The following is a 24,221-nucleotide window of genomic DNA, read 5'->3' on the forward strand; positions in this document are numbered from 1 at the left end:
CGTTGTTAACTATCGTCCCGCTCGCGGATGTATTCCTCGAGCAGCTTCTTCTCTTCTCCAGAAAGCGAGCGGCTTTCCAGAAGATCGGCGCGTCGTTCAAAGGTCCGACCAAGGGACTGCTGTAAACGCCAACGCCGGATGTGTGCGTGGTTGCCACTTAGCAACACGTCGGGAACACGCTGATCCGCATACACCTCCGGTCGGGTGTAATGCGGGCAATCAAGCAGACCGTCCGTAAAGGAATCTTCCTCGGCGGAGTCCGCATGCCCTAAAGCTCCAGGCAGCAGTCGTGTAACCGCATCTATCAGGACCATCGCCGGCAGCTCGCCACCGGAGAGTACATAGTCGCCAATCGACCACTCTTCATCGACATGAGCTTCAATAAAACGCTCGTCAATGCCTTCATAGCGGCCGGCAATCAGGATCAGTGCATCCTCATTCGCCAACTCGCGTACCGCCGACTGAGTCAGTTGACGGCCTTGGGGGGACAGGTAAATAACCTTCGCCGCCTCCCCGGCTGCTGCCTTGGCCTGAACCAGAGCATCTTCCAGGGGTTTGATCTTCATCACCATGCCCGGGCCACCGCCAAATGGGCGATCGTCCACAGTGTGATGTCGATCCGTCGTGTAGTCTCGCGGATTCCAACAGGTGAGCTGCAACAGCCCCTGTTTCACCGCACGACTGGTGATGCCGTACTCGCTGATGGCGGAAAACATCTCGGGAAACAAACTGATCACTTCAACGCGCAAATTAGCCACGCTTAGAAGTCCGCGTCCCATTCCACCTTCATCTCGCCCGCTGCCAGGTCGACGGCCAACACGCATTGCCCGGTATAGGGCAACAAGCGTTCACGATCATCCAGGCTGCCAGCGCAAGGCTTGACCACCATTACATCATTGGCGCCGGTTTCCAGAAGATGATCGATTTTCCCGAGCAATTGCCCAAGTTGATCAATAACCTTCAGACCTTCCAGCTGGTACCAGTAGTACTCGCCGTCGGTCAATTCAGGGAACAGGTTGCGCGGCACGCAGATCTCATAACCAGCCAGAAGACGAGCTTCTTCACGATCATCAAGACCCTTGAGCTTTGCGACCAGGAACTTATCGCTCCCGCGTCCACTGACCAGCTCGACCTGTTTCACACTACCCTCGCGCTTGAGCGTCCAGGTTTTGTACTGCAACAGGTTTTCGGTTGGATCAGTAAAGGAATAAACCTTCACTTCGCCGCGAACGCCATGAACAGAATAAATCTTGCCGATAACGATCAAATCATCAGCAATGGCAGGCGTCGCGTTCATATTGCTCAGGCCGCAGCCTTAGATGCATCCTTCAACAACTGAGCAACGCGCTCAGAAGGTTGTGCACCAACGCTCAGCCAGTAGGCTACGCGCTCTTGGTTCACGGACAGGCGGACTTCTTGACCACGAGCGATCGGGTTGAAGAAACCAACTTGTTCTTTGTGCGAACCGTCGCGTGGGTTACGGCTGTCGGTCACGGTCAAGTGGTAAAACGGGCGCTTTTTGGAGCCGCCAAGGGCAAGACGGATTGTTAGCATGTGAACATCGTTCCTGTAGTCGGTGCTGCAAATCTAAATGCACAGCGGGCATAGGTGCCCGAAAGGCCGCATATTCTAAGGAATATCCGGACTTTTGCAAATGTCTTTTTCCGGCGCCTATCGGCTCGCCATCCAGATTTGCTATGGAGCCATTGCGAACAACGGCTGGTCAGCGCCCCCAAGTGCGGGTTTGCTGGAGATTCCACGTCCCCGTGGAAAGCGCCGGCATGACTGCCGACGCGGATTCTTTACATCTTCGGCATGCCGCCGCCGGGCAACATTCCGCCCATGCCGCGCATCATTTTGGCCATTCCGCCCTTGGCGGAGAACTTCTTCATCATCTTCTGCATCTGCTTGTGCTGCTTGATCAAGCGACCGATGTCCTGCACCTGGGTGCCGGAGCCCATGGCGATCCGACGCTTGCGCGAACCGCTGATCAGCTCAGGGTCGCGGCGCTCGGCCGGGGTCATGGAATTGATGATGGCTTCCATCTGCTTGAATTGCTTCTCTGCCGCGCCCTGGGCATTGCCCATTTGCGCCAGGTTGACGCCACCGATGTTCGGCAGCTTGTCCATGAGGCCGCCGAGGCCGCCCATGTTCTTCATCTGTTGCAGCTGATCACGGAAGTCTTCGAGGTCGAAGCCCTTGCCCTTCTTCAGCTTCTTGGCCAGTTTGTCGGCCTTGTCTTTGTCGAGGGTCGCTTCAGCCTGCTCGATCAGGCTGAGCACGTCGCCCATGCCGAGGATCCGCGAAGCGATACGCTCGGGGTGGAACGGCTCGAGCGCTTCGCTCTTCTCGCCCATACCGATGAACTTGATCGGCTTGCCGGTAATAGCCCGCACCGACAGCGCGGCACCACCCCGGGCATCGCCGTCGACCTTGGTCAGGATCACACCGGTCAGCGGCAGTGCATCGCCAAAGGCCTTGGCCGTGTTGGCGGCGTCCTGGCCGGTCATGGCATCGACCACGAACAGGGTCTCTACCGGGTTGATCGCGGCGTGCAGGGCCTTGATCTCACCCATCATCTCTTCATCGATGTGCAGGCGACCGGCGGTATCGACGATTACCACGTCGATGAATTTGAGTTTTGCTTCTTTAATAGCTGCTTGCGCGATATCGACCGGCTTCTGGCTCAGGTCGGACGGGAAGAAGGTGACACCGACTTCGCCTGCGAGCATTTCCAGCTGTTTGATGGCTGCCGGACGATAAACGTCGGCGGACACCACCATCACCGATTTCTTTTTGCGCTCTTTAAGGAAGCGCGCGAGTTTGCCGGCGGTGGTGGTTTTACCCGCGCCCTGCAAACCGGCCATCAACACCACGGCAGGCGGTACGGCGCTGAGGTTAAGGTCCTCGTTGGCCGCGCCCATCAGGCTTTCGAGTTCGGCCTGGACGATCTTCACGAAGGCCTGGCCCGGTGTCAGGCTGCGCGACACTTCGGTGCCGACCGCACGCTCCTTCACCGAATTGACGAAGTCCTTGACCACCGGCAGGGCGACGTCGGCTTCGAGCAACGCCATGCGCACTTCACGCAGGGTGTCTTTGATGTTGTCCTCGGTCAGCTTGGCCTTGCCGGTGACATGGCGCAGCGTCTGCGAGAGACGGTCGGTTAAGTTTTCAAACATTGCGCGATCCTTTCAGGCCCTGTGTAGACCGGGATAATGGCGGCCCAGACCGGAATCAACATGTGCTCGGCGAGCCTGCGGCGTGGGCAGGTCGCGGATTATAGCGAAGACTGCGCGCGGCGGACACCTCGCTGTCTGGTTGCGCGGTCTTTCGTGCCATAAGGGTTCTATGCCAAACTCAACGCCTTTCGGGCTTGTCTCACAGGATTTATGCTCCCCTTGTCACCCAGCTTGCTAACCACTCTCGCCGCCGCCTGTTTATATGCCGCTGCGACCTTCTATCAAGGCACTCGTCTGGCCAAGGGCGCCAAGGCGAACAAGCGCCTGCTGGTCACGCTGGGCATCCTCGCCCTGCTGGCCCACAGTGCCAGCCTTTTCACCCACCTGATGACGCCGGTCGGCCTCGGCCTGGACTTCTTCAGCGCCGCCAGCCTGATTGCCGCTGCAGTGATCGCGCTGACCCTGCTGGCCTGCTCGCGGATCCCGGTGGAAAACCTGCTGTTGCTGCTGTTCCCACTGGGTGCAGCCACGGTGTTGCTGGCGCAGTTCGCGCCCACCGGCACGGTGCAGATCATCGACGAAGCGCCGGGGATTCTCGCCCACATCCTGTTGTCGATTCTGGCCTACGGCATGTTCACCATCGCCGTGTTCCAGGCCTTGCTGCTGCTGGTGCAGGACCATCAACTCAAGAACAAGCACCCCTCCGGGCTGATCAAGAACTTCCCGCCGCTGCAAACCATGGAAAGCCTGCTGTTCGGATTCCTCTGGGCCGGCTGGACCCTGCTGTCGCTGTCGCTGATTTCCGGCTGGCTGTTCGTCGAAAACCTGTTCGCCCAACACTTGGTGCACAAGACCCTGCTGGCCTGCCTGGCGTGGATCGTGTTCAGCGTGCTGCTGTGGGGGCGCAACCGCCTCGGCTGGCGCGGCCACAAGGCCATTCGCTGGACCCTGGCCGGTTTCTGCCTGCTGATGCTGGCCTATTTCGGCAGCAAGCTGGTCCGCGAATACATCCTGCATATCTGACGAGCAGCCATCATGGACAACTTGCCTATAGGGCCGATGCTCGCTGTATTGGCCTTGCTGGTTTTATGGTCGGCACTGTTCACCGCCATCGAAATCGCCCAGCAGCACTTGCTGACCCTGCGCAACGCCTCTCGCTCCGGCGACAGGCCCCTGGCCCGCCTGAGCTTCCCTCGCGAAAGCCTGATCCTGTGCAACACCCTGTGCCGGGTGCTGACGGTGATCCTCAGCACCCTGCTCGCGCTGTTCTACTGGGAACAGAACGGCCCGTGGATGGCCTGCCTGATCGCCACCTGCCTGCTCCTGGTGCTCGCCGACTACCTGCCGCGAGCCCTGGCCGTGCGCTACCCGGAAGGGGTTCTGGCCCTGGGCAATACCCTGCTGGGCGTACCACTGAAGATCATCTATCCGGGCGCCTGGTTGCTGAATGCCATCAGCCTGTTGCTGCTGCGCCCCTTTACCCCGAAGGTCGGCGTGGTCAAGCACAGCGAGGATGACCTGGCGCCCGAGTCGGAACATCCGTCGAGCCACGAACCTGCCAACTGCCGCCCGCACCTGCTGTCGGGCATCCATGCCCTGGACAACATCACGGTCAACGACATCCTGGTGCCGCGCAGTGAAGTCGACGGGATCAACCTCGACGACCCCATCGAAGACATCATCGAGCAGCTGCGCGTCTCCAAGCGCACTCGGCTGCCGGTGTTCCACAGTGATATCAACCAGGTCGAGGCGGTGCTCAACACCCGGCAGATCCGCCATCTGCTGCCGGATGCCAGCCTGACCAAGGACGCCCTGCTCAGCGCCTGCCACGAACCCTACTTCGTGCCGGAAAGCACACCGCTGCAACTGCAACTGCTGAACTTTCACAAACAGCAGCGCCGCCTGGGCATGGTGGTCGACGAATACGGCGAAGTCCTGGGCATCGTCACCCTGGAAGACATTCTCGAAGAAATCGTCGGCGAGTTCGAAAGCGAACACAGCCTCGACAACCCGCACATCCACCCGCAAGCCGATGGTCGCTACGTGATCGAAGGGGCCGCGTCGATTCGCGAGTTGAACAAGAGCCTGGGCTGGCACCTGCCCAGTGATGGCCCGAAAACCCTCAACGGCCTGGTCACCGAAGCCCTGGAAACCATACCCGACAGCGCCGTCTGCCTGAAGATCGGCCGCTATCGCCTGGAAATCCTCGAGACCGAAGACAACCGCATCAGCCGCGTGTTGATCTGGCACACCAGCTCGACACCCGTCACGAGATAAAACTCAAGCTAAGGCGAAATCAGCGCAAAACAGCCGCCTCATAGCGATTAAACCCGCAAGATAGCGGCTGTTTTCTGAAAAAAAACGCTGTTTTTCCCCCTTGTTGAATCGATAGCCCCCTTCCTATAATCCCCTGGCTTACCCAAGCCCCGCCCGACCGCGTGCTACCCGCACTTAGCGCGTCCAGGCACCGCTTTACTGTGTCTGAACGGTGTTTGCTCCCATCCCGAGCCACCCCGCGCACGCCCCTGACCCAGGGGGTGTACGACTAATAATAATCCGCGTCCAAACGCGCAATGACCGTCAGGGATACTTCAATGAGCACCACCTATAACGAGGCCGCGACCGCCGCCCCGACCAACTCGACCGCTCGCGTTGCCACGGCGAGTATCGTTGGCACTGCCATCGAGTTCTACGACTTCTACATCTACGCCACGGCCGCCGCGCTGGTGATCGGCCCGGTGTTTTTCCCGCAAACCTCCGGCACGGCGCAGATGCTTGCCTCGTTCCTGACCTTCGGCATTGCCTTTATCGCCCGCCCCATGGGTTCGGCGCTGTTCGGCCATTTTGGCGATCGCATCGGCCGCAAATCGACCCTGGTGGCCTCCCTGCTGCTGATGGGGGTCTGTACCACGCTGATCGGCTTGCTGCCCGGCTATGACAGCATCGGGGCCTGGGCGCCGATCCTGTTGTGCGTACTGCGCTTCGGCCAGGGCCTGGGCCTTGGCGGCGAATGGGGCGGCGCGGCGTTGCTGGCCACCGAGAACGCGCCAAAGGGCAAGCGCGCCTGGTTCGGCATGTTTCCGCAACTGGGCCCCTCCATCGGCTTCCTGGCAGCCAACGGCTTGTTCCTGATCCTGGCCATGAACCTCAGCGACGAGCAGTTCCGCAGTTGGGGCTGGCGCATCCCGTTTATTCTCAGCGCCGCGCTGGTGATGGTTGGCCTGTATGCCCGCTTGAAGCTGCATGAAACCCCGGTGTTTGCCAACGCGGTGGCCCACGAAGCGCCCGTCAAAGTGCCGCTGGTAGAACTGTTCAGCCAGCATTGGCTGCCGGTCCTGCTGGGCGCGGCGTCAATGGTGGTGTGTTACGCGCTGTTCTACATCACCACGGCGTTTTCCCTGAGCTACGGCGTGTCGACCCTGGGCTACAGCCGTGAGACCTTCCTCGGACTCTTGTGCTTCGCCGTGCTGTTCATGGGCCTGGCGACACCGATTGCCGCCCTGGCCAGCGACCGTTACGGGCGCAAGCCGGTACTGATCGTCGGCGCAGTGCTGGCCATCCTGTCGGGCTTCACCATGGAGCCGCTGCTGACCCACGGCTCGACCTGGGCAGTGGCGCTGTTCCTGGCCCTGGAACTGTTCCTGATGGGTGTGACCTTCGCCCCGATGGGCGCGATGCTGCCGGAACTGTTCCCGACCCGCGTGCGTTATACCGGCGCTTCGGCAGCGTATAACCTGGGCGGAATTGTCGGCGCATCGGCGGCGCCCTTCTTTGCCACGAAGCTGGTGGCGATGGGCGGCCTGAGTTATGTCGGTGGGTATGTGTCGGCGGCAGCGCTGCTCAGCTTGATCGCTGTGCTGTGCCTGAAAGAAACGCGGGATAACGACCTGAATCGGGTCGCTTGATAGAACGGATAGCCGGCAATCCGGCACCTACACGGTTTAACGCACACCTGTAGGGGCCAGCTTGCCGGCGCGGCCTTTAGAGCTCGACCACCACCGCTTGCGAAGCGCGGGTCGCCTTGGCCCGTGCGGCCTCGATCGACTCGTCACGCGCCAGGGCCACGCCCATGCGGCGCTGACCATTGACTTCCGGCTTGCCGAACAGGCGCAGGGCGGTGTCCGGCTCGCTCAGGGCGGCGCCCAGGTTGGCGAATGCGGTCTGGGTCGACTGGCCTTCCACCAGAATCACTGCCGAAGCTGATGGCCCGAACTGGCGAATCAGTGGAATCGGCAAGCCCAGGATCGCCCGCGCATGCAGGGCAAACTGCGACAAGTCCTGGGAAATCAGGGTCACCAGGCCGGTGTCATGCGGGCGCGGCGACACTTCGCTGAACCACACCTGATCGCCCTTGATAAACAGCTCGACGCCAAACAGGCCACGGCCACCCAGCGCCTCGGTCACGGCCTTGGCCACGCGCTCGGATTCCGCCAGGGCTTTGGGGCTCATGGCCTGAGGCTGCCAGGACTCCTGATAGTCACCTTTCTCCTGACGGTGCCCGACGGGCGCGCAGAAGGTGGTGCCGCCGATGTGACGCACGGTCAGCAGGGTGATTTCGTAATCGAAATCGATAAAGCCTTCGATGATCACCCGGCCCTTGCCGGCACGTCCGCCTTCCTGGGCGTAATCCCAGGCCTTCTGCACGTCGTCGGCGCTGCGCAGCAGGCTCTGACCCTTGCCCGAGGAGCTCATGACCGGCTTGACCACGCAGGGGAAGCCCAGGTCTTGAACCGCCTTGGAATAGTCCTCGAAGGTGTCGGCAAAGTGGTAGGGCGAGGTCGGCAGGTCCAGCTCTTCAGCGGCCAGGCGGCGGATGCCTTCACGGTTCATGGTCAGTTGCGTGGCACGCGCAGTCGGGATCACGGTGAAGCCTTCGGCTTCCAGTTCGACCAGGGTCGCCGTGGCGATGGCTTCGATCTCCGGCACGATAAAGTGCGGTTTCTCCGCCTCGATCACTGCCCGCAGGGCCGCGCCGTCGAGCATGTTGATGACGTGGCTGCGGTGAGCCACTTGCATCGCCGGCGCATTGGCATAGCGATCCACGGCAATCACTTCAACGCCCAGGCGCTGCAGCTCGATCACCACTTCCTTGCCCAACTCGCCACAGCCACAAAGCAAAACGCGGGTCGCGGTTGGCGACAATGGAGTTCCGATACGGGTCATCTGCAGGTCCTCAAAAGGAGCGGATCATCGAGGGCCGCGCACCAGACGGGCGACCCATGGGGAGAAAGCGCGGCATTTTACATGAACCGCGGGATTTGGCCTCAGCTGGCGCACGTCGCCTTGCGCAAGCGCCAGGCCATGGCCAGCCAGACCACCGTCACGCCGGCGAACTTGGAACCCAATGCGGTGAGCACGACTCCAGGCGTCAACGCGTCGATCAGGCCGAAGAAGATAAAGGTGTCCAGCGGGATGCTCAGCGCCGAACTGATCCATAGCCGGTCGTGCAGCGGGCGCTTGGTAATGCTGAACACCAGCCAGTCGATGCACTCGGAGACCGCGAATGCCGTGGCGCTGGCCAGGGCGATCGTCGGATCGGAGGTCACGTAAGACAGCACCAGCGCCGCCAGCATGGCGAGCAGTGCACCGTGGCCGAAGCGGGTCTGCACCATATCGCGCAGCACAAACACCAACCCGCCCCAGGCCGACCAGATGATGTCCAGATGCGGGGCGCTGGAAAAGGCGTAGTTGATCAGCACGACGCTGCTGATGTAAGCGATCAGGAAGAGCATGGCGCGAAAGGTACCTGTAGATAAGGCGCACAGGGTACTTGAGCGGCCAGGCGCACGCAAAATCTGCCGCCCTCCAATCATCCCACCGGTGCCGCTGCCGCAGGGTCGGGCCGCGTTCGGACGCTGGCCCTAAAAGAGATCGTGAATCCGGATGGAATGGACGGTGTCTGATGGCCAGCGCAGCCAGCGGCAGCGGCTACAGGTCAGTTGGAGGTGCCCACCATCCACACCAGGCCGCTGGCTTTGGCTCGCTCGTGGCACAGGCTGAGCACTTTGCGCCGCTCGTCGTTGTCCATGCGGCTCCAGCGGGTGATTTCATCCACGGTTCGCTGGCAGCCGGTGCAGATGTCGTCATCATCCAGGGCGCAGATGCTGACGCAGGGCGAGGCAACCGGGCGCTCGGTGCTGGTCATTGTTCTTGCTCGACCAGGTCACGGGCGTAGCGCTGGGCGTTGTGCACATAGTGCGCGGCACTGGCTTCGAGCATTTTCTTTTGCGGCTCGGTCAGTTCGCGCACCACTTTGCCAGGCGAACCCATCACCAGCGAGCCATCGGGAATTTCCTTGCCTTCGCCAATCAGCGAATTGGCGCCAATGATGCAGTTTTTGCCGATTTTCGCCCCGTTGAGGATCACCGCGTTAATACCGATCAGGCTGTAATCGCCAACGGTGCAGCCATGCAGCATGGCGTTATGGCCGATGGTGACGCCCGTGCCGATGGTCAGCGGGTAGCCCATATCGGTGTGCATTACCGTGCCATCCTGCACATTGCTGTTCTTGCCGATCAGGATCAGTTCGTTGTCGCCACGCAACACCGCGTTGAACCAGACATTGGCGCCCTCCTCCAGCTTGACCTTGCCAACCAGCGTGGCGTTCGGGGCGACCCAGCTTTGCGGGTGGGTTTCAACTCGGGCATCGCCCAGGCGGTATTTCATCTTCTTATCCTCAGGGCTCAGGCGGCCGCGGGTTCATGCCATACGAGCGATGGCTTCAAATATTGATAGAGCTCTTGGGGGGGTGATGCAGGCTGATTTTGGCGTCATACAGCAGATTGATCAGTTCGACGATCATGATCGCCGTCAAACCCCAGATCTTGTATTCGCCAAAGCGATAACTGGGCACATACCAACTGCGGCCCTGATAGTCGATGCGGTGGGTATGCTCGCGCGGGTCCTGGCGGAAGAACTCCAGCGGCACACTGAACACCGCGGCAATCTCGGCGTCGTTGGCCAGGTACTCGACATAATCGGGAATCACCCCGACATAGGGTGTGACCTTGATCCCGTGCAACGAAATCAGCGGGCTCAAGGGACCAATGACTTCCACCAGCCCTGGAGGCAGGCCGATCTCCTCTTGCGCCTCGCGCAGTGCGGTGAAGATCAGGTCAGGGTCTTCCGGGTCACGCCTTCCACCGGGAAACGCCACTTCACCGCCATGGGTCGACAGCCCGCTGGCACGCAGGGTCAGCACCAGTTCCGGCTCTTCACTGCGGGTAATAGGCACCAGCACCGCCGCCTCCGGAAAACGGCGATCAGTCTCCAGCGTTCGTGGCGTATGGTTGGTTACCCGATGAAGTAGCTCGTCCAGCATGAGTCATCTCGATCTGTTGGCTACCGTGCATCATGCACCAATCCCGGCATCGGCCCAACCCCCGGCCCCTGGCATGTCGCTTAACGACAACTTGCCGACAAACTGGCCGCACGCCAAGATAGGCCCAGCCTTTTCGGAAGCCCAGCATGAAATTTTGCAGCCAGTGCGGTAAACCGGTAACCCAGCGTATTCCCGAGGGCGACTCACGCCTGCGGTTTGTCTGCGACCACTGCCAGACCATCCACTACCAGAACCCGAATATCGTCGCCGGCTGCGTGCCGACCTGGGGCACCCAGGTGCTGCTGTGTCGCCGCGCCATCGAGCCACGCCGTGGCTACTGGACCCTGCCCGCAGGCTTTATGGAAAACGGCGAGACCATCGAACAGGCCGCCATCCGCGAAACCGCCGAAGAAGCCTGCGCCCGGGTCCGCAACCTGAGCATCTACACCTTGATCGACGTCCCCCATATCAGCCAGGTGCACGTGTTTTTTCGCGCCGAGCTGGCGGACCTGGACTTTGCCGCCGGAGAAGAGAGCCTGGAAGTGCGCTTATTCGATGAGTCGGAGATCCCTTGGTCCGAGCTGGCTTTCCGCACGGTCGGGCGTACCTTAGAATGCTTTTTCGCTGATCGGCACACCGAGGACTTCCCCGTGCGCTCCGAGTCGATTCCTCCGCTCGCTCAGCCGGCCATCACGTAGAACCTGCTCCCGATCTGGCGAGAGACGCTCAGGCTGGACAAAAAATGGCTGAAAAAGCGCAATTTAGGCCGCTAAATGAGCATTTCGAAGGCACTTTTAGCGCCACATGATCCAAGCGCAGCAGATCTGCGAACAGATTTTTAAACAATAAAACGTACGCAGCACCGGTGTACGCCTAGGGATATCGTTTCAATGCGCTGGTTGCTTGCCCTTCTCTGCTTGTCACTCACTGTTGCGTCCCACGCCTCTACGGTAGAAACCCTGGACGGCAAGATCATCGAAAAAGTGCTGGTCCTCAAGTCGGCCCACCAACTGCAACTGATTAACGACGGCAAGCCGCTCAAGACCTATCGCATTTCCCTGGGCAAGCAGCCCAAGGGACCAAAACTGATGGAAGGCGATAAACGCACGCCGGAAGGCTTCTACTGGCTCGACTGGCGCAAGACCAGCGATCGCTTCAACCTGGCCATGCACATCTCCTACCCGAATATCAGCGACTCCGCCCGCTCACGCCGCGAAGGCGTTCCACCGGGCAGCATGATCATGATCCACGGCACGCCGGACAGCGAAGACTACCCCGAGCAGTTTTTCCACACCCTGGACTGGACCGACGGCTGCATTGCCATGCGCAACGTCGATATGCGAGAAGTCTGGGGCCTGGTCAAGGACGGCACCATGATTGAAATCCGCCCCTGAGCGCTGGCTCCGCCCCATGAAAAAGCCCGCTGACCGTTACCGGTTCAGCGGGCTTTTTCGCAATGGCGGGCCTAGAAGTCTTCCAGGCGCCAAACCTCATAAGCCGGCGTTTCGTAGGGATGGCTCTGTTTCAGGGCCATCACCACCGAACGGATCAGCTCATCAGCCACCACCAGCTCGACCTTCCACTCCTCGACCTGCTCGACCAGGCCGGTTTGCCCGAGAAACGGCTGGCTGCCGTCCAGCGGGCGAAACTGACCCTGGCCCAGCACCTGCCAGGCGCAGTGGTCGTAGGCACCGATCCGCCCGCCACCGGCGGCGAATACAGCGCTCTTGACCACGTCCACATGGCTGGGAGGAACGAAGAAGCTGAGCTTGTACATGCCCCTTAGTTCACCCAGACCCGAGCGTTACGGAACATGCGCATCCACGCCGCATCTTCGTTCCACTCTTCCGGGCGCCAGGAGTTCTGCACCGCGCGGAACACCCGCTCCGGGTGCGGCATCATGATGGTGACGCGACCGTCACGGCTGGTGAGACCGGTGATCCCGCGCGGCGAGCCGTTCGGGTTGGCCGGGTAGTTCTCGGTGACCTTGCCGTGGTTGTCGACGAAACGCAGGGCCACGCAACCGGACAGATCGGCTTCGAGCAGAGCGTCTTCGTTGGCGAACTCGGCATGGCCTTCACCGTGGGCGATGGCGATCGGCATGCGCGAACCGGCCATGCCCTGCAGGAAGATCGAGTTCGACTTCTGCACTTCGACCATGGCCACACGGGCTTCGAACTGCTCGGAACGGTTACGCACAAAGTGCGGCCAGAACTCGCTGCCCGGAATCAGCTCGTGCAGGTTGGACATCATCTGGCAACCGTTGCACACACCCAGCGTGAAGCTGTCGGTACGTTCGAAGAAGCCCTGGAAGGCGTCCCGCGCACGGCTGTTGAACAGCGCCGACTTGGCCCAGCCCTCACCGGCACCCAGTACGTCGCCGTAGGAGAAGCCACCGCAAGCGACCATGCCCTTGAAGTCGTTCAGGTCGACACGCCCGGCAAGGATGTCGCTCATGTGCACGTCGATCGCGTTGAAGCCCGCACGGTCGAAGGCCGCAGCCATTTCCACCTGGCCGTTGACGCCTTGTTCACGCAGGACCGCCACTTGAGGACGGACGCCCTTCTTGATGTAAGGCGCGGCCACGTCCTGGTTGACGTCGAAGGCCAGCTTGACGCTCAGGCCCGGGTTGTCTTCTTCCAGCAGCACGTCGAACTCTTGCTCGGCGCAGTCGGCGTTATCCCGCAGGCGCTGGATCTGGTAGCTGGTTTCAGCCCACTGACGTTGCAGCAGACGACGCTGGCCGGAGAAAACGGTGTCGCCATTGAAGGTGATGCTGACTTCGCCGTTGTTCAGTGGCTGGCCGATGACCGACACACAGTCGCCCAGGCCGGCAGCGCTGAACTGTGCCAGTACGTCTGGAGTGGCGTCCTGGCGTACCTGGATAACGGCGCCCAGCTCTTCGTTGAACAGGATCGCGGCGATGTCGGCCGAGGTTTCAGCCACGCCGTCGAGGTTCAGGCTCAGGCCGCAGTGACCGGCAAAGGCCATTTCCACGGTGCTGGTCAGCAAACCACCGTCGGAACGGTCGTGGTAGGCCAGCAGGTGACCGTCGGCGTTGAGGCCCTGGATCACTGCGAAGAAGGCCTTCAGGTCTTCGGCGTCATCGACGTCCGGTGCCTGCTTGCCGAGCTTGCCGTGAACCTGGGCCAGGATCGAGGCGCCCATGCGGTTCTGGCCACGGCCGAGGTCGATCAGGATCAGGTCGGTGATGCCCTTGTCCATGCGCAGCACGGGGGTCAGGGTCTTGCGGATATCCGCCACTGGCGCGAAGCCGGTAACGATCAGCGACAGCGGCGAGGTCACGCTCTTGTCGACGCCCTCGTCGCTCCAGCGAGTGGCCATGGACATCGAGTCCTTGCCCACCGGAATGGTGATCCCCAGCTCTGGGCACAGCTCCATGCCGACCGCTTTCACGGTGTCGTACAGGCGCGCATCTTCACCCGGGTGGCCGGCAGCGGACATCCAGTTGGCCGACAGTTTGATGTCGGAGATTTTCTCGATGCGCGAAGCCGCGATGTTGGTCAGGGTTTCGCCAATCGCCATGCGCCCGGACGCCGGTGCGTCGAGCAGGGCCAGCGGCGTGCGCTCACCCATGGCCATGGCTTCACCGGTGTAGACGTCGAAGCTGGTGGCGGTGACGGCCACGTCAGCCACCGGGACCTGCCACGGGCCGACCATCTGATCACGGGCAACCAGGCCGGTGATGGTCCGGTCGCCAATGGTGATCAGGAAGCTTTTGCTGGCCACGGCCGGGTGGTGCAGGACGCGCTCCACGCAGTCGTCGATGGACAGGCTGCTCGGGTCGAAATCATCGCCCAGCTCGGTCTCGCGGACCGCCGAACGGTGCATGCGCGGGGCTTTGCCCAGCAGCACTTCCAGAGGCATGTCCACCGGGCTGTTGCCGAAGTGGCTGTCGGTGACAGTCAACTGCGGCTCGGCGGTGGCTTCGCCCACTACGGCAAACGGGCAGCGCTCGCGCTCGCAGATCGCCTGGAAGCGCTCGAAATCTTCAGCGCCGACGGCCAGGACGTAACGCTCCTGGGATTCGTTGGACCAGATTTCGTGCGGGGCCATGCCCGGCTCGTCATTGGGAATATTGCGCAGCTCGAAACGGCCGCCACGGTCGCCATCGTTGACCAGTTCCGGGAAGGCGTTGGACAAACCGCCCGCACCGACGTCATGGATGAAGCTGATCGGGTTTTTGTCACCCAACTGCCAGCAACGGTCGATGACCTCCTGGCAACGGCGTTCCATTTCCGGGTTTTCGCGCTGTACCGAGGCAAAGTCCAGGTCAGCCGAGCTGGTGCCGGTGGCCATCGAGGAAGCAGCGCCGCCGCCCAGGCCGATCAGCATGGCTGGGCCACCGAGCACGATCAGCTTGGAGCCGACGGTGATCTCGCCTTTCTGTACGTGTTCGGCACGGATGTTACCCATGCCGCCGGCCAGCATGATCGGCTTGTGGTAGCCACGAACCTCGTCGCCACGCGGGGTGGTGATGGATTGCTCGAAGGTACGGAAGTAGCCGGTCAGGGCTGGACGGCCGAATTCGTTGTTGAACGCGGCGCCGCCCAGCGGGCCTTCGATCATGATGTCCAGCGCGGTGACGATGCGCTCGGGCTTGCCATACGGCACTTCCCACGGCTGCTCAAAACCCGGGATCTGCAGGTTGGATACGGTGAAACCGGTCAGGCCAGCCTTGGGCTTGGCGCCGCGACCGGTGGCACCCTCGTCACGGATCTCGCCACCGGAGCCGGTGGACGCGCCCGGGAACGGGGCGATCGCCGTCGGGTGGTTATGCGTCTCGACCTTCATCAGGATATGCACCGGCTCCTGGACCGCGCCGTACTGGCGGGTCTCGGGGTCCGGGAAGAAACGGCCGGCGACGTTGCCGACGATCACCGAGGCGTTGTCCTTATAAGCCGACAGAACACCTTCGCTGTGCATCACGTAGGTGTTCTTGATCATGCCGAACAGGCTCTTGTCCTGGCTTTGGCCGTCGATGTCCCAGCTGGCATTGAAGATCTTGTGCCGGCAATGCTCGGAGTTGGCCTGGGCGAACATCATCAGTTCGATGTCGTGCGGGTTGCGCTTGAGGCCCTGGAAGGCACTCATCAGGTAATCGATTTCGTCTTCGGCCAGGGCCAGGCCCAATTCGCGGTTGGCGCTTTCCAGCGCTTCGCGACCACCGCCGAGGATATCGATGGCGGTCAGCGGCTTGGGCGTGGCGTGGCTGAACAGGCCGGCAGCCTGTTCCAGGTTGCCCAGAACGATCTGGGTCATGCGGTCGTGCAGGACGTCGGCGATCTGTTGCGCCTGGACATCGCTGAACTCACCGGCCACGTAGAAGGCAATACCGCGCTCCAGGCGCTGGATTTTTGCCAGGCCACAGTTGCGGGCGATATCACTGGCCTTGCTCGACCATGGCGAGATGGTGCCAAACCGCGGCAGCACCAGGAACAGGCGACCGGTCGGTTCTTGGACCGGTACGCTTGGACCGTACTTCAGAAGGCGCGCAAGCACCTGCTGTTCGTCGCCGGTCAGGTCGCCGGTGACTTCGGCGAAGTGAGCGAATTCAGCATACAAGCCACTGACAGCCGGGACAGATCGGCTCAGTTGCTCAAGGAGTTTGCTGTGGCGAAAGGCAGAAAGGGCAGGAGCGCCGCGCAGGATCAACATCTTCGGGACAGCCTCGGGAAGGGGTGTGCTTTGAGGCCGTGCATTCTAGCCTAAAGCGCCCGCCACGGCACCCGAAACGGCACGCGAGACTGCGGCCAGACGTCGGCCCAGGGACCGCCGGCTATAACAAAGAGGCATCAGGCCCATTCAGAAGGGTTATTTTAAGCGTCACATTGAGCAGCGAGCCGCCATTCACAAGGGCTCCAGCGCCGGCGGCGAATCTCTAGCAGACCAGCCCTTATCTGTCGAGATATGGCGGCCGTGGTCCTTTGCGTATACTGCGCAAATGTTTTCCCCTATGGCTTTACGTCCGCGCTGTGCCAGATGGCTCATCGCAACCGGACTCTTCCTGATGCTCGGTGCCTGTGTTGAAAAACCCAGCACCCTGGAGCGTATAAAGGAGGATGGTGTGCTGCGGGTGGTCACCCGTAACAGCCCGGCCACCTACTTTCAGGATCGCAATGGCGAAACCGGCTTCGAATACGAGCTGGTGAAACGCTTCGCCGACGATCTGGGCGTTGAGCTGAAGATCGAAACCGCCGACAACCTCGATGACCTTTTTGGCCAGTTGGGTAAACCTAACGGCCCGGTGCTGGCTGCTGCCGGTCTGGTCAGCAGCGAGAAACGCCAGCAACAAGTCAGGTTTTCCCATCCTTACCTTGAAGTCACCCCGCAGATCATCTATCGCAACGGCCAGTCCCGGCCGACCAACGCCGCCGACCTGGTGGGCAAGCACATCATGGTGCTCAAGGGCAGCACCCACGCCGAGCAACTGGCCGATCTGAAGCTGAAGTACCCCGGCATCGAATACGAAGAATCGGATGCGGTGGAAGTGGTCGACCTGTTGCGCATGGTCGACGAAGGGCAGATCGACCTGACCCTGGTCGACTCCAACGAAGTGGCGATGAACCAGGTGTACTTTCCCAACGTGCGCGTGGCCTTCGACCTCGGCGACGCCAGCAACCAGAGCTGGGCCGTGGCCGCCGGCGAAGACAACAGTCTGCTCAACGAGATCAACGCCTACCTCGACAAGGTGCAGAAGAACGGCACCCTGCAGCGCCTGAAAGATCGCTACTACGGGCACGTGGATGTTCTGGGCTACGTGGGCGCCTACACCTTTGCCCAGCACCTGCAGCAGCGTTTGCCCAAATACGAGAAGCACTTCAAGGCCTCGGCCAAGCAGGAGAAAGTCGACTGGCGCCTGCTGGCAGCGGTCGGCTACCAGGAATCCATGTGGCAGCCCGCGGTGACGTCCAAGACCGGCGTGCGCGGCCTGATGATGCTGACGCAAAACACCGCCCAGGCCATGGGCGTGTCCAACCGCCTGGACCCCAAGCAGAGCATCAGCGGCGGGGCCAAGTACCTGGCCTATATCAAGGAACAACTGGACGACAAGATCGAGGAACCGGATCGCACCTGGTTCGCCCTCGCCGCCTATAACGTCGGCACCGGCCACCTGGACGACGCGCGCAAGCTGGCGGAGAAAGAGGGGCTCAACCCCAACAAGTGGCTGGACGTGAAGAAAATGCTGCCACGGCTGTCGCAGAAACAGTGGTACAGCAAAACCCGTTACGGCTACGCCCGGGGTGGTGAGCCGGTGCACTTTGTGGCCAACATCCGGCGCTACTACGACATCCTGACCTGGGTCACGCAGCCGCAGCTGGAAGGCGACCAGGTGGCTGAAGGCAATCTGCACGTGCCCGGTGTCGACAAGACCAAGCCCCCGGCGGAAAACCCACCGCTCTAAAGCCCCACTCTCAATACATCCCGTAGCCGCTGCCGAGCCCGCGAGGCTGCGCTGGCCATCCGCAACGCATCAATCTACCTGACACCCCACGGCGCCCGGCACGGCCAGCGTCCGAACGCGGCCCGAGCCTGTCGGCAGCAGCTACAGAGTTGGGTCAGGCTTTGGCGGCGGCCAGGATCAGGGCCTTCATTTCCGCCACGGCGCCTTTGAAGCCGACGAACAAGGCATGGGCCACAAGGGCGTGACCGATGTTCAGTTCGTTGATGCCCTTGATTGCCGCCACCGCCTCGACGTTGTGGTAATGCAGGCCGTGCCCGGCATTGACGATCAGCCCTTGAGCCAAGCCGATTGCCACGCCCTCAGCCACACGCTGCAGCTCTTGCGCGACCTCGGTTGGGGTCTGCGCATCGGCGTAGCGCCCGGTGTGCAGCTCGATGGCCGGGGCGCCGACACGGCGGGAAGCTTCGATCTGCCGCTCATCCGCGTCGATGAACAACGACACTTCGGCGCCGGTTTTCGACAGGCGTTCGACCGCGGCCTTGATCCGCGCTTCCTGGCCTGCGACATCCAGACCGCCCTCGGTGGTCAGTTCCTGGCGGGTTTCCGGGACCAGGCAGATGTGTGCCGGACGGATGCGTTCGGCGAACGCCATCATTTCCTCGGTAACGCCCATCTCGAAATTCATGCGGGTCTGCAGCACGTCCTTGAGCAGCACGACGTCGCGCTCCTGGATGTGCCGCCGGTCTTCGCGCAGGTGCACGGTGATGCCGTCAGCGCCCGCCTCTTCTGCATCCAGCGCGGCCTTGACCGGATCGGGATAACGGGTGCCCCGCGCCTGACGCAAGGTGGCGACGTGGTCGATGTTCACGCCAAGAAGAATGCGATTGCTGGTGGTCACGGAAGCGCTCCTGAATAAATGAAGATTCGGCGCACAGCATACGGGGTGATCAGGGCTTGCGAAACAACTCGCGACTGACCAATGGCCGACCGCCCAGGTGCACCGCCAGGGCCTGGCGCATCAAGCGCTTGGCGGCCGACAGCGCACCGGGGGCACTCCAGTCGGCCTCGGCCATGGCCAGCAGCTCGGTGCCGTTGAACAACCCCGGCTGCAACAGGTAAACCTGCTCCAGCCCGGCATCCACTTGCAGGCGGTACAGGCCTTTGGCGTCTATCGGCTGGCCATGGATATCGCTGTCCAGGGCAAAGCCGTAGCCCAGGTCATCCAGCAGCCGCCATTCGAACGCCCGCAACAAGGGCTCCAGGGGACGCCCCTCGGCCAGGGCCAGCAAGGTCGCGGCATAGTGATCGAAGACCGCCGGATGAGGATCCTCGGCAGGCAACAGACGAATCAGCAGTTCATTGAGGTAGAGCCCGCTGAACAGAGCCTCGCCATTGAGCCAGGTGGAGACGCCGGCACTTTCCATGCGCCCGACGTTCTTCAGCTCGCCGCGCCCGCGAAACTCGACTTCCAGTGGCACGAATGGCCGGGCCAGGGTTCCGGCCTTGCCGCGCGCACTGCGCAGTACCGCACGCAGGCGGCCTTGGGGCGTGAGGAAGTCGACCAGGGCACTAGTTTCGCGGTAGGCGCGACTGTGCAGGACATAAGCGGGCTGGCCGACGGGGGGGTGGGTAGACATCAGTGTCCGGTTCTCAGGTGAGAGAGGGTGAGGGAGCGCACTCCCCCACTCCAAGAGCCGGCGCTATTACAGGTCGCCGTAGCCCAGGGAACGCAGGGCGCGCTCGTCGTCGGACCAGCCGCCTTTGACCTTGACCCACAGGTTGAGCATGATTTTGGAGTCGAACAGCACTTCCATATCCTTGCGCGCCTCGGTGCCGATGCGCTTGATGCGCTCGCCCTTGTCACCAATGATGATTTTCTTCTGGCCATCGCGTTCGACGAGAATCAGCGCATGAATATGCAGGGTTTTGCCCTGCTGCTTGAATTCTTCGATTTCCACGGTGATCTGGTACGGCAGCTCGGCCCCCATCTGGCGCATGATCTTCTCGCGCACCAGCTCGGCGGCGAGAAAGCGGCTGCTGCGGTCAGTGATCTGGTCTTCAGGGAAGAAGTGATCGTTTTCCGGCAGGTGCTCGGCGATCACTCGCTCCAGCGCTTCGAGGTTGTGCCCGTGCTGGGCCGATATCGGCATGATCTGCGCGTTCGGCAACTGCTCCTGCAACCAGGACAGGTGTGGCATCAGCTCGGCCTTGTCTTCGATGCGGTCGGTCTTGTTCAGCGCGACGATCAGCGGGCCGGTCACGTACTGCACGCGCTCGAGAACCATCTGGTCTTCGTCGGTCCACTTGGTGCGATCAACCACGAAGATCACCACGTCGACGTCTTTCAACGCCGCCGAAGCGGTCTTGTTCATGTAGCGGTTGAGGGCCTTTTCGCCCCCTTTGTGCATGCCTGGGGTGTCGACGTAGATCGCCTGGACAGCGCCCTCGGTCTTGATCCCGAGCATGTTGTGACGGGTGGTCTGCGGCTTGCGCGAGGTGATGGCCAGCTTCTGTCCGAGGATGTGGTTGAGCAGCGTCGATTTGCCCACGTTCGGGCGGCCGACGATGGCGACATAGCCACAGCGTGTTGCAGTTGAATCAGTCATGGCCATTCTCCACGCCCAGGGCAATCAGTGCTGCAGCGGCCGCTACCTGTTCGGCAATACGACGGCTGACACCCTGACCTCGGCTTTTTTCATTCAGTAAGGTGATTTCACATTCGACGAAGAACGTCCGGCAATGGGGCTCACCCTGGATATCCACCACTTCGTAACGCGGCAGGTCGCAGGCACGCGATTGCAGGAATTCCTGCAGGCGGGTCTTGGGATCTTTGTTGGTGTCGACCAGCGTCAGGCTGTCGAACTCGGAGGTCAGCCAGGCCAGCACGCGGTCGCGCGCTGCGTCCATGCCGGCATCCAGGTAGATCGCACCGATCAAGGCTTCCAGGGCATCGGCAAGGATCGACTCACGACGAAAACCGCCGCTCTTCAACTCACCGGACCCCAGGCGCAAGTACTCGCCCAGGTCGAAACCACGGGCCAGTACGGCCAGTGTTTCACCTTTTACCAGGCGCGCGCGCAAACGCGACAACTGGCCTTCGCGAGCCTGGGGGAAACGCTCGAACAGCGCCTCGCCGGCCACGAAGTTGAGAATGGCATCACCGAGGAATTCCAGGCGCTCATTGTTGCGCCCGGCAAAGCTGCGGTGAGTGAGGGCCAGGATCATCAGTTCCTGGTCCTTGAAGGTGTAGCCGAGCTGACGCTCGAGACGGCTCAAAGAAACGCTCACGGTTTACCCACGCTGAGTTCGTGGTCGAATTTCACCACCATAGGGAGGCATACAGTGCCTGTGGCAATTAACGCAGTGTTCAAATGCACATCCTGAATATCGTTGACTGCATGCTTCTGGAGCCTGGGCGATCCCGGTCGTTCGCCGTTATCCCCGCTCCAGAAAAGCATTCGGCGCTGTGTTCAACAGCGCCGTGGGTGTGATTACTTGATCAGGCCAACCCGCGAGAAATTCGGCAGGTGGCTGAGTTTCGGTTCGGGCCAGCTCATCCAGACTGCAAAGGCCTTGCCGACGATATTCTTGTCGGGAACCATGCCCAGCAAGTCTTTGGGAATGCTCGGATCATCCCAGTAACGGCTGTCGTTGGAGTTGTCGCGGTTGTCGCCCATCATGAAGTAATGACCGGCGGGGACCACCCACTGACCATCGGTCGGGGCGTGGTAGCGACTCATCTCTTTGCGAATCAGGTGCTCGACTTCGCCGAGTTTTTCCTTGTACAGCTCCGCACTGCCCAGGCTACCGGGCTGCGAGCCCACCAACAGTTCAGCGACCGGCTGACCATTGATGAACAGCTTCTTGTCGCTGGTGTAGCGCACTTCATCACCCGGCAGGCCGACTACACGCTTGATGTAGTTGACGTTGGGGTCGCTCGGGTAGCGAAACACCATCACATCGCCGCGTTTCGGATCACCGACTTCGATGACTTTCTTGTCGATCACCGGCAAGCGGATCCCGTAAGAAAACTTGTTCACCAGGATGAAGTCGCCTACATCCAGGGTTGGCATCATCGAGCCCGAAGGGATCTGGAACGGCTCCACCAGAAACGAACGCAGCACCAATACGATGAACAGCACCGGAAAGAACGACTTGCCGTATTCAACCAGCAAAGGCTCTTTGTTCAGTTTCTCGACCACCACCCCATCCGGCTCGCTGACGCTGCCCTGATAGTTGGCGATGGCCGCACGCCGACGTGGCGCCAGAAAGATCAGATCGAGCAACGCCAGGAAACCGCAAACGGCGACAGCGATGACCAGCAACAGCGGGAAATTTAGTGACATAGGACCTAACTATCCAACCTGAGCACTGCAAGGAAGGCTTCTTGTGGAATTTCCACGTTACCGACTTGCTTCATGCGTTTTTTACCGGCCTTCTGCTTTTCCAACAGCTTGCGCTTACGGCTAACGTCACCACCGTAGCATTTGGCCAATACGTTCTTTCTGAGTGCCTTGACGGAGGTCCGCGCAATGATCTGCCCGCCAATGGCGGCCTGGATCGCGACGTCGAACATCTGGCGCGGAATCAGTTCTTTCATCTTCTCGGTCAACTGGCGACCTTTGTAGTGCGCGTTATCCTTGTGCACGATCAGCGCCAGAGCGTCGACCTTGTCACCGTTGATCAGCACATCCAGTTTCACCAGATTAGCCGACTGATAACGATCGAAATGGTAATCCAGCGAAGCATAACCACGGCTGGTGGATTTGAGACGATCGAAGAAGTCCAGGACCACTTCGTTCATCGGCAAATCGTAGGTCACCTGGACCTGGGAGCCGAGGAACAGCATGTCGTGCTGCACGCCACGCTTTTCGATACACAGGGTAATGACGTTGCCCAGGTGCTCTTGCGGCACAAGAATATTGGCGCGAACGATTGGCTCGCGCATGTCTTCAATGGACGACAAGTCTGGGAGCTTGGACGGGTTGTCGACGTAAATCGTTTCACCGGTTTTCAGCAACAGCTCGAAAATAACGGTCGGCGCGGTGGTGATCAGGTCCAGGTCATACTCGCGTTCGAGGCGCTCCTGGATGATTTCCATGTGCAGCATGCCGAGGAACCCGCAACGGAAGCCGAAGCCCAGGGCGTCGGAGCTTTCCGGGGTGTACTGCAGCGACGAGTCGTTCAGGGTGAGCTTCTGCAGGGCCTCACGGAAGTCTTCGAAGTCGTCGGAGCTGACCGGGAACAAACCGGCGTAGACCTGCGGCTGAATCCGCTTGAAGCCTGGCAGTACATCAACATCGGGCGTCGAACTCAGGGTCAGGGTATCGCCCACTGGCGCACCGTGAATGTCCTTGATACCGGCGATGATGAAGCCCACTTCACCGGCCTTGAGGTCGGTGGTGGCGGTGTGTTTCGGGTTGAATACACCGACGCTATCCACCAAGTGGATCTTGCCGGTGGATTTGACCAGGATCTTGTCGCCCTTTTTCACTCGGCCATGGCGCACGCGCACCAGGGACACAACGCCCAGGTAGTTGTCGAACCAGGAGTCGATGATCAACGCTTGCAGCGGATCTTCGTAGTTGCCGGTTGGCGCAGGAATGGTCTTGACCAGACGCTCGAGCACTTCATCGACGCCCAGGCCGGTCTTGGCACTGCACTCGACCGCGTCGGTGGCATCGATGCCGATGATTTTCTCGATTTCTTCCTTGACCCGATCCGGATCGGCCTGGGGCAGGTCGATCTTGTTCAGGACGGGCATGACTTCCAGGCCCTGCTCAATCGCCGTGTAGCAGTTGGCAACCGACTGCGCCTCAACGCCTTGGCCGGCATCCACCACCAGCAATGCACCTTCACAGGCCGCCAGCGACCGGCTGACTTCATAGGTGAAGTCGACGTGGCCCGGGGTATCAATGAAGTTCAGCTGGTACTTGATGCCATCGCGGGCGGTGTAATACAGGGTGACACTGTGGGCCTTGATGGTGATACCGCGCTCACGCTCAAGGTCCATGGAGTCCAGGACCTGGGCTTCCATTTCGCGTTCGGCCAGGCCGCCGCACATCTGGATGAAGCGATCAGCCAGAGTCGACTTGCCATGGTCAATGTGGGCGATGATGGAGAAATTGCGGATATGACTCAAATCACTCACAGGTCAACACTCAAAAAGGCTGCAGGCATAGCCCGCCGAAAAATAGCCGGGAATTGTACCTGAAACACCGCGCTAGCGTCACGTTCGCCTGTCAGCCACCGGCAAATGCGCAAACGCCCCGATCTTGCGACCAGGGCGTTTGTC

23 protein-coding genes are annotated in these 24,221 nt (G+C 61.0%); 6 read left to right on the forward strand and 17 right to left on the reverse strand.

Going from position 1 to position 24,221, the window contains the following annotated elements; translation table 11 throughout:
- Positions 1-5: 5 nt before the first annotated feature.
- The 4 genes from trmD to ffh form a co-directional block, all read right to left on the reverse strand.
- Positions 6-779 carry a tRNA (guanosine(37)-N1)-methyltransferase TrmD gene (gene trmD, locus AC19YX_RS20300; RefSeq protein ID WP_177326797.1) on the reverse strand — a complete coding sequence of 258 codons (774 nt, stop codon included), beginning with the start codon at positions 777-779 and terminating at the stop codon, positions 6-8.
- Complete coding sequence (gene rimM, locus AC19YX_RS20305) at positions 761-1,297, reverse strand: ribosome maturation factor RimM (RefSeq protein WP_020298976.1); 537 nt, start codon at positions 1,295-1,297, stop codon at positions 761-763. Before rimM ends, trmD begins: the two co-directional genes overlap by 19 nt.
- Positions 1,298-1,302: 5 nt before the next feature.
- Complete coding sequence (gene rpsP, locus AC19YX_RS20310) at positions 1,303-1,554, reverse strand: 30S ribosomal protein S16 (protein ID WP_003209587.1); 252 nt, start codon at positions 1,552-1,554, stop codon at positions 1,303-1,305.
- Positions 1,555-1,802: 248 nt separating this feature from the next.
- Entirely contained in the window at positions 1,803-3,179 is a 1,377-nt protein-coding gene (gene ffh / locus AC19YX_RS20315; protein ID WP_003209589.1) for a signal recognition particle protein, read from the reverse strand.
- Positions 3,180-3,389: 210 nt separating this feature from the next.
- Here ffh and AC19YX_RS20320 point away from each other — a divergent pair, with 210 nt between their 5' ends.
- The 3 genes from AC19YX_RS20320 (at position 3,390) to AC19YX_RS20330 (ending at position 7,084) form a co-directional block, all read left to right on the forward strand.
- Positions 3,390-4,202 (forward strand): cytochrome C assembly family protein, encoded by an 813-nt coding sequence (locus tag AC19YX_RS20320; protein WP_020298975.1) that lies wholly within the window; start codon positions 3,390-3,392, stop codon positions 4,200-4,202.
- Between the two features lie 12 nt (positions 4,203-4,214).
- Positions 4,215-5,456 carry a transporter associated domain-containing protein gene (locus AC19YX_RS20325; protein WP_201129590.1) on the forward strand — a complete coding sequence of 414 codons (1,242 nt, stop codon included), beginning with the start codon at positions 4,215-4,217 and terminating at the stop codon, positions 5,454-5,456.
- A gap of 317 nt (positions 5,457-5,773) precedes the next feature.
- Positions 5,774-7,084, forward strand: coding sequence for an MFS transporter (locus tag AC19YX_RS20330; RefSeq protein ID WP_020298973.1), 1,311 nt, complete (start codon positions 5,774-5,776; stop codon positions 7,082-7,084).
- Between the two features lie 76 nt (positions 7,085-7,160).
- Here AC19YX_RS20330 and purT read toward each other — a convergent pair whose 3' ends face one another.
- The 5 genes from purT to AC19YX_RS20355 form a co-directional block, all read right to left on the reverse strand.
- On the reverse strand, positions 7,161-8,342 hold the full coding sequence (purT, locus tag AC19YX_RS20335) for a formate-dependent phosphoribosylglycinamide formyltransferase (protein WP_078469961.1): 1,182 nt from the start codon (positions 8,340-8,342) through the stop codon (positions 7,161-7,163).
- A gap of 101 nt (positions 8,343-8,443) precedes the next feature.
- Positions 8,444-8,911, reverse strand: coding sequence for a VUT family protein (locus tag AC19YX_RS20340; RefSeq protein WP_078469960.1), 468 nt, complete (start codon positions 8,909-8,911; stop codon positions 8,444-8,446).
- Positions 8,912-9,114: 203 nt separating this feature from the next.
- Positions 9,115-9,324, reverse strand: a complete 210-nt coding sequence (locus tag AC19YX_RS20345) for a DUF1289 domain-containing protein (RefSeq protein ID WP_500606862.1) — start codon at positions 9,322-9,324, stop codon at positions 9,115-9,117.
- Positions 9,321-9,845, reverse strand: a complete 525-nt coding sequence (locus AC19YX_RS20350) for a gamma carbonic anhydrase family protein (RefSeq protein ID WP_020298969.1) — start codon at positions 9,843-9,845, stop codon at positions 9,321-9,323. The genes AC19YX_RS20345 and AC19YX_RS20350 overlap by 4 nt, the downstream gene beginning before the upstream one ends.
- 55 nt (positions 9,846-9,900) lie before the next feature.
- Positions 9,901-10,500 carry a CoA pyrophosphatase gene (locus tag AC19YX_RS20355; protein ID WP_020298968.1) on the reverse strand — a complete coding sequence of 200 codons (600 nt, stop codon included), beginning with the start codon at positions 10,498-10,500 and terminating at the stop codon, positions 9,901-9,903.
- 146 nt (positions 10,501-10,646) lie between these two features.
- Between AC19YX_RS20355 and AC19YX_RS20360 the strand changes: the two genes are divergently transcribed.
- The gene (locus AC19YX_RS20360) at positions 10,647-11,198 is read left to right on the forward strand and encodes an NUDIX hydrolase (RefSeq protein ID WP_500606863.1); all 552 of its coding nucleotides are present in this window, start codon (positions 10,647-10,649) and stop codon (positions 11,196-11,198) included.
- Between the two features lie 192 nt (positions 11,199-11,390).
- Complete coding sequence (locus tag AC19YX_RS20365; protein WP_078469956.1) at positions 11,391-11,894, forward strand: L,D-transpeptidase family protein; 504 nt, start codon at positions 11,391-11,393, stop codon at positions 11,892-11,894.
- A 71-nt stretch (positions 11,895-11,965) separates the two neighbouring features.
- Here AC19YX_RS20365 and AC19YX_RS20370 read toward each other — a convergent pair whose 3' ends face one another.
- Together AC19YX_RS20370 and purL are read right to left on the reverse strand one after the other, a co-directional pair.
- Positions 11,966-12,277 (reverse strand): YqfO family protein, encoded by a 312-nt coding sequence (locus tag AC19YX_RS20370; RefSeq protein WP_201129586.1) that lies wholly within the window; start codon positions 12,275-12,277, stop codon positions 11,966-11,968.
- A gap of 5 nt (positions 12,278-12,282) precedes the next feature.
- Positions 12,283-16,179 (reverse strand): phosphoribosylformylglycinamidine synthase, encoded by a 3,897-nt coding sequence (gene purL, locus AC19YX_RS20375; RefSeq protein ID WP_078469954.1) that lies wholly within the window; start codon positions 16,177-16,179, stop codon positions 12,283-12,285.
- Positions 16,180-16,465: 286 nt separating this feature from the next.
- Between purL and mltF the strand changes: the two genes are divergently transcribed.
- Entirely contained in the window at positions 16,466-17,926 is a 1,461-nt protein-coding gene (gene mltF, locus AC19YX_RS20380) for a membrane-bound lytic murein transglycosylase MltF (RefSeq protein ID WP_078469953.1), read from the forward strand.
- A gap of 154 nt (positions 17,927-18,080) precedes the next feature.
- On the opposite strand, the gene pdxJ is transcribed toward mltF, so the two are convergent.
- From pdxJ to lepA, 6 genes are all read right to left on the reverse strand, one after another.
- Entirely contained in the window at positions 18,081-18,824 is a 744-nt protein-coding gene (gene pdxJ / locus AC19YX_RS20385; protein WP_020298962.1) for a pyridoxine 5'-phosphate synthase, read from the reverse strand.
- A 49-nt stretch (positions 18,825-18,873) separates the two neighbouring features.
- Complete coding sequence (gene recO, locus AC19YX_RS20390) at positions 18,874-19,563, reverse strand: DNA repair protein RecO (protein WP_078469952.1); 690 nt, start codon at positions 19,561-19,563, stop codon at positions 18,874-18,876.
- Between the two features lie 66 nt (positions 19,564-19,629).
- Entirely contained in the window at positions 19,630-20,532 is a 903-nt protein-coding gene (gene era, locus AC19YX_RS20395; RefSeq protein WP_020298960.1) for a GTPase Era, read from the reverse strand.
- Positions 20,525-21,214 carry a ribonuclease III gene (gene rnc, locus AC19YX_RS20400; RefSeq protein WP_020298959.1) on the reverse strand — a complete coding sequence of 230 codons (690 nt, stop codon included), beginning with the start codon at positions 21,212-21,214 and terminating at the stop codon, positions 20,525-20,527. Before rnc ends, era begins: the two co-directional genes overlap by 8 nt.
- Before the next feature lie 203 nt (positions 21,215-21,417).
- Positions 21,418-22,272 carry a signal peptidase I gene (gene lepB, locus AC19YX_RS20405; RefSeq protein ID WP_020298958.1) on the reverse strand — a complete coding sequence of 285 codons (855 nt, stop codon included), beginning with the start codon at positions 22,270-22,272 and terminating at the stop codon, positions 21,418-21,420.
- Between the two features lie 5 nt (positions 22,273-22,277).
- On the reverse strand, positions 22,278-24,077 hold the full coding sequence (gene lepA / locus AC19YX_RS20410; RefSeq protein ID WP_020298957.1) for a translation elongation factor 4: 1,800 nt from the start codon (positions 24,075-24,077) through the stop codon (positions 22,278-22,280).
- Positions 24,078-24,221: the final 144 nt, after the last annotated feature.

The organism is Pseudomonas sp. MF09150 (genome assembly GCF_059862355.1).

Coding starts and splice junctions, on each gene's coding strand:
- trmD (WP_177326797.1), bottom strand. CDS start 779: ATGGGACGCGGACTTCTAAGCGTGGCTAATTTGCGCGTTGAAGTGATC.
- rimM (WP_020298976.1), bottom strand. CDS start 1,297: ATGAACGCGACGCCTGCCATTGCTGATGATTTGATCGTTATCGGCAAG.
- rpsP (WP_003209587.1), bottom strand. CDS start 1,554: ATGCTAACAATCCGTCTTGCCCTTGGCGGCTCCAAAAAGCGCCCGTTT.
- ffh (WP_003209589.1), bottom strand. CDS start 3,179: ATGTTTGAAAACTTAACCGACCGTCTCTCGCAGACGCTGCGCCATGTC.
- AC19YX_RS20320 (WP_020298975.1), top strand. CDS start 3,390: ATGCTCCCCTTGTCACCCAGCTTGCTAACCACTCTCGCCGCCGCCTGT.
- AC19YX_RS20325 (WP_201129590.1), top strand. CDS start 4,215: ATGGACAACTTGCCTATAGGGCCGATGCTCGCTGTATTGGCCTTGCTG.
- AC19YX_RS20330 (WP_020298973.1), top strand. CDS start 5,774: ATGAGCACCACCTATAACGAGGCCGCGACCGCCGCCCCGACCAACTCG.
- purT (WP_078469961.1), bottom strand. CDS start 8,342: ATGACCCGTATCGGAACTCCATTGTCGCCAACCGCGACCCGCGTTTTG.
- AC19YX_RS20340 (WP_078469960.1), bottom strand. CDS start 8,911: ATGCTCTTCCTGATCGCTTACATCAGCAGCGTCGTGCTGATCAACTAC.
- AC19YX_RS20345 (WP_500606862.1), bottom strand. CDS start 9,324: ATGACCAGCACCGAGCGCCCGGTTGCCTCGCCCTGCGTCAGCATCTGC.
- AC19YX_RS20350 (WP_020298969.1), bottom strand. CDS start 9,845: ATGAAATACCGCCTGGGCGATGCCCGAGTTGAAACCCACCCGCAAAGC.
- AC19YX_RS20355 (WP_020298968.1), bottom strand. CDS start 10,500: ATGCTGGACGAGCTACTTCATCGGGTAACCAACCATACGCCACGAACG.
- AC19YX_RS20360 (WP_500606863.1), top strand. CDS start 10,647: ATGAAATTTTGCAGCCAGTGCGGTAAACCGGTAACCCAGCGTATTCCC.
- AC19YX_RS20365 (WP_078469956.1), top strand. CDS start 11,391: ATGCGCTGGTTGCTTGCCCTTCTCTGCTTGTCACTCACTGTTGCGTCC.
- AC19YX_RS20370 (WP_201129586.1), bottom strand. CDS start 12,277: ATGTACAAGCTCAGCTTCTTCGTTCCTCCCAGCCATGTGGACGTGGTC.
- purL (WP_078469954.1), bottom strand. CDS start 16,179: ATGTTGATCCTGCGCGGCGCTCCTGCCCTTTCTGCCTTTCGCCACAGC.
- mltF (WP_078469953.1), top strand. CDS start 16,466: ATGTTTTCCCCTATGGCTTTACGTCCGCGCTGTGCCAGATGGCTCATC.
- recO (WP_078469952.1), bottom strand. CDS start 19,563: ATGTCTACCCACCCCCCCGTCGGCCAGCCCGCTTATGTCCTGCACAGT.
- era (WP_020298960.1), bottom strand. CDS start 20,532: ATGACTGATTCAACTGCAACACGCTGTGGCTATGTCGCCATCGTCGGC.
- lepB (WP_020298958.1), bottom strand. CDS start 22,272: ATGTCACTAAATTTCCCGCTGTTGCTGGTCATCGCTGTCGCCGTTTGC.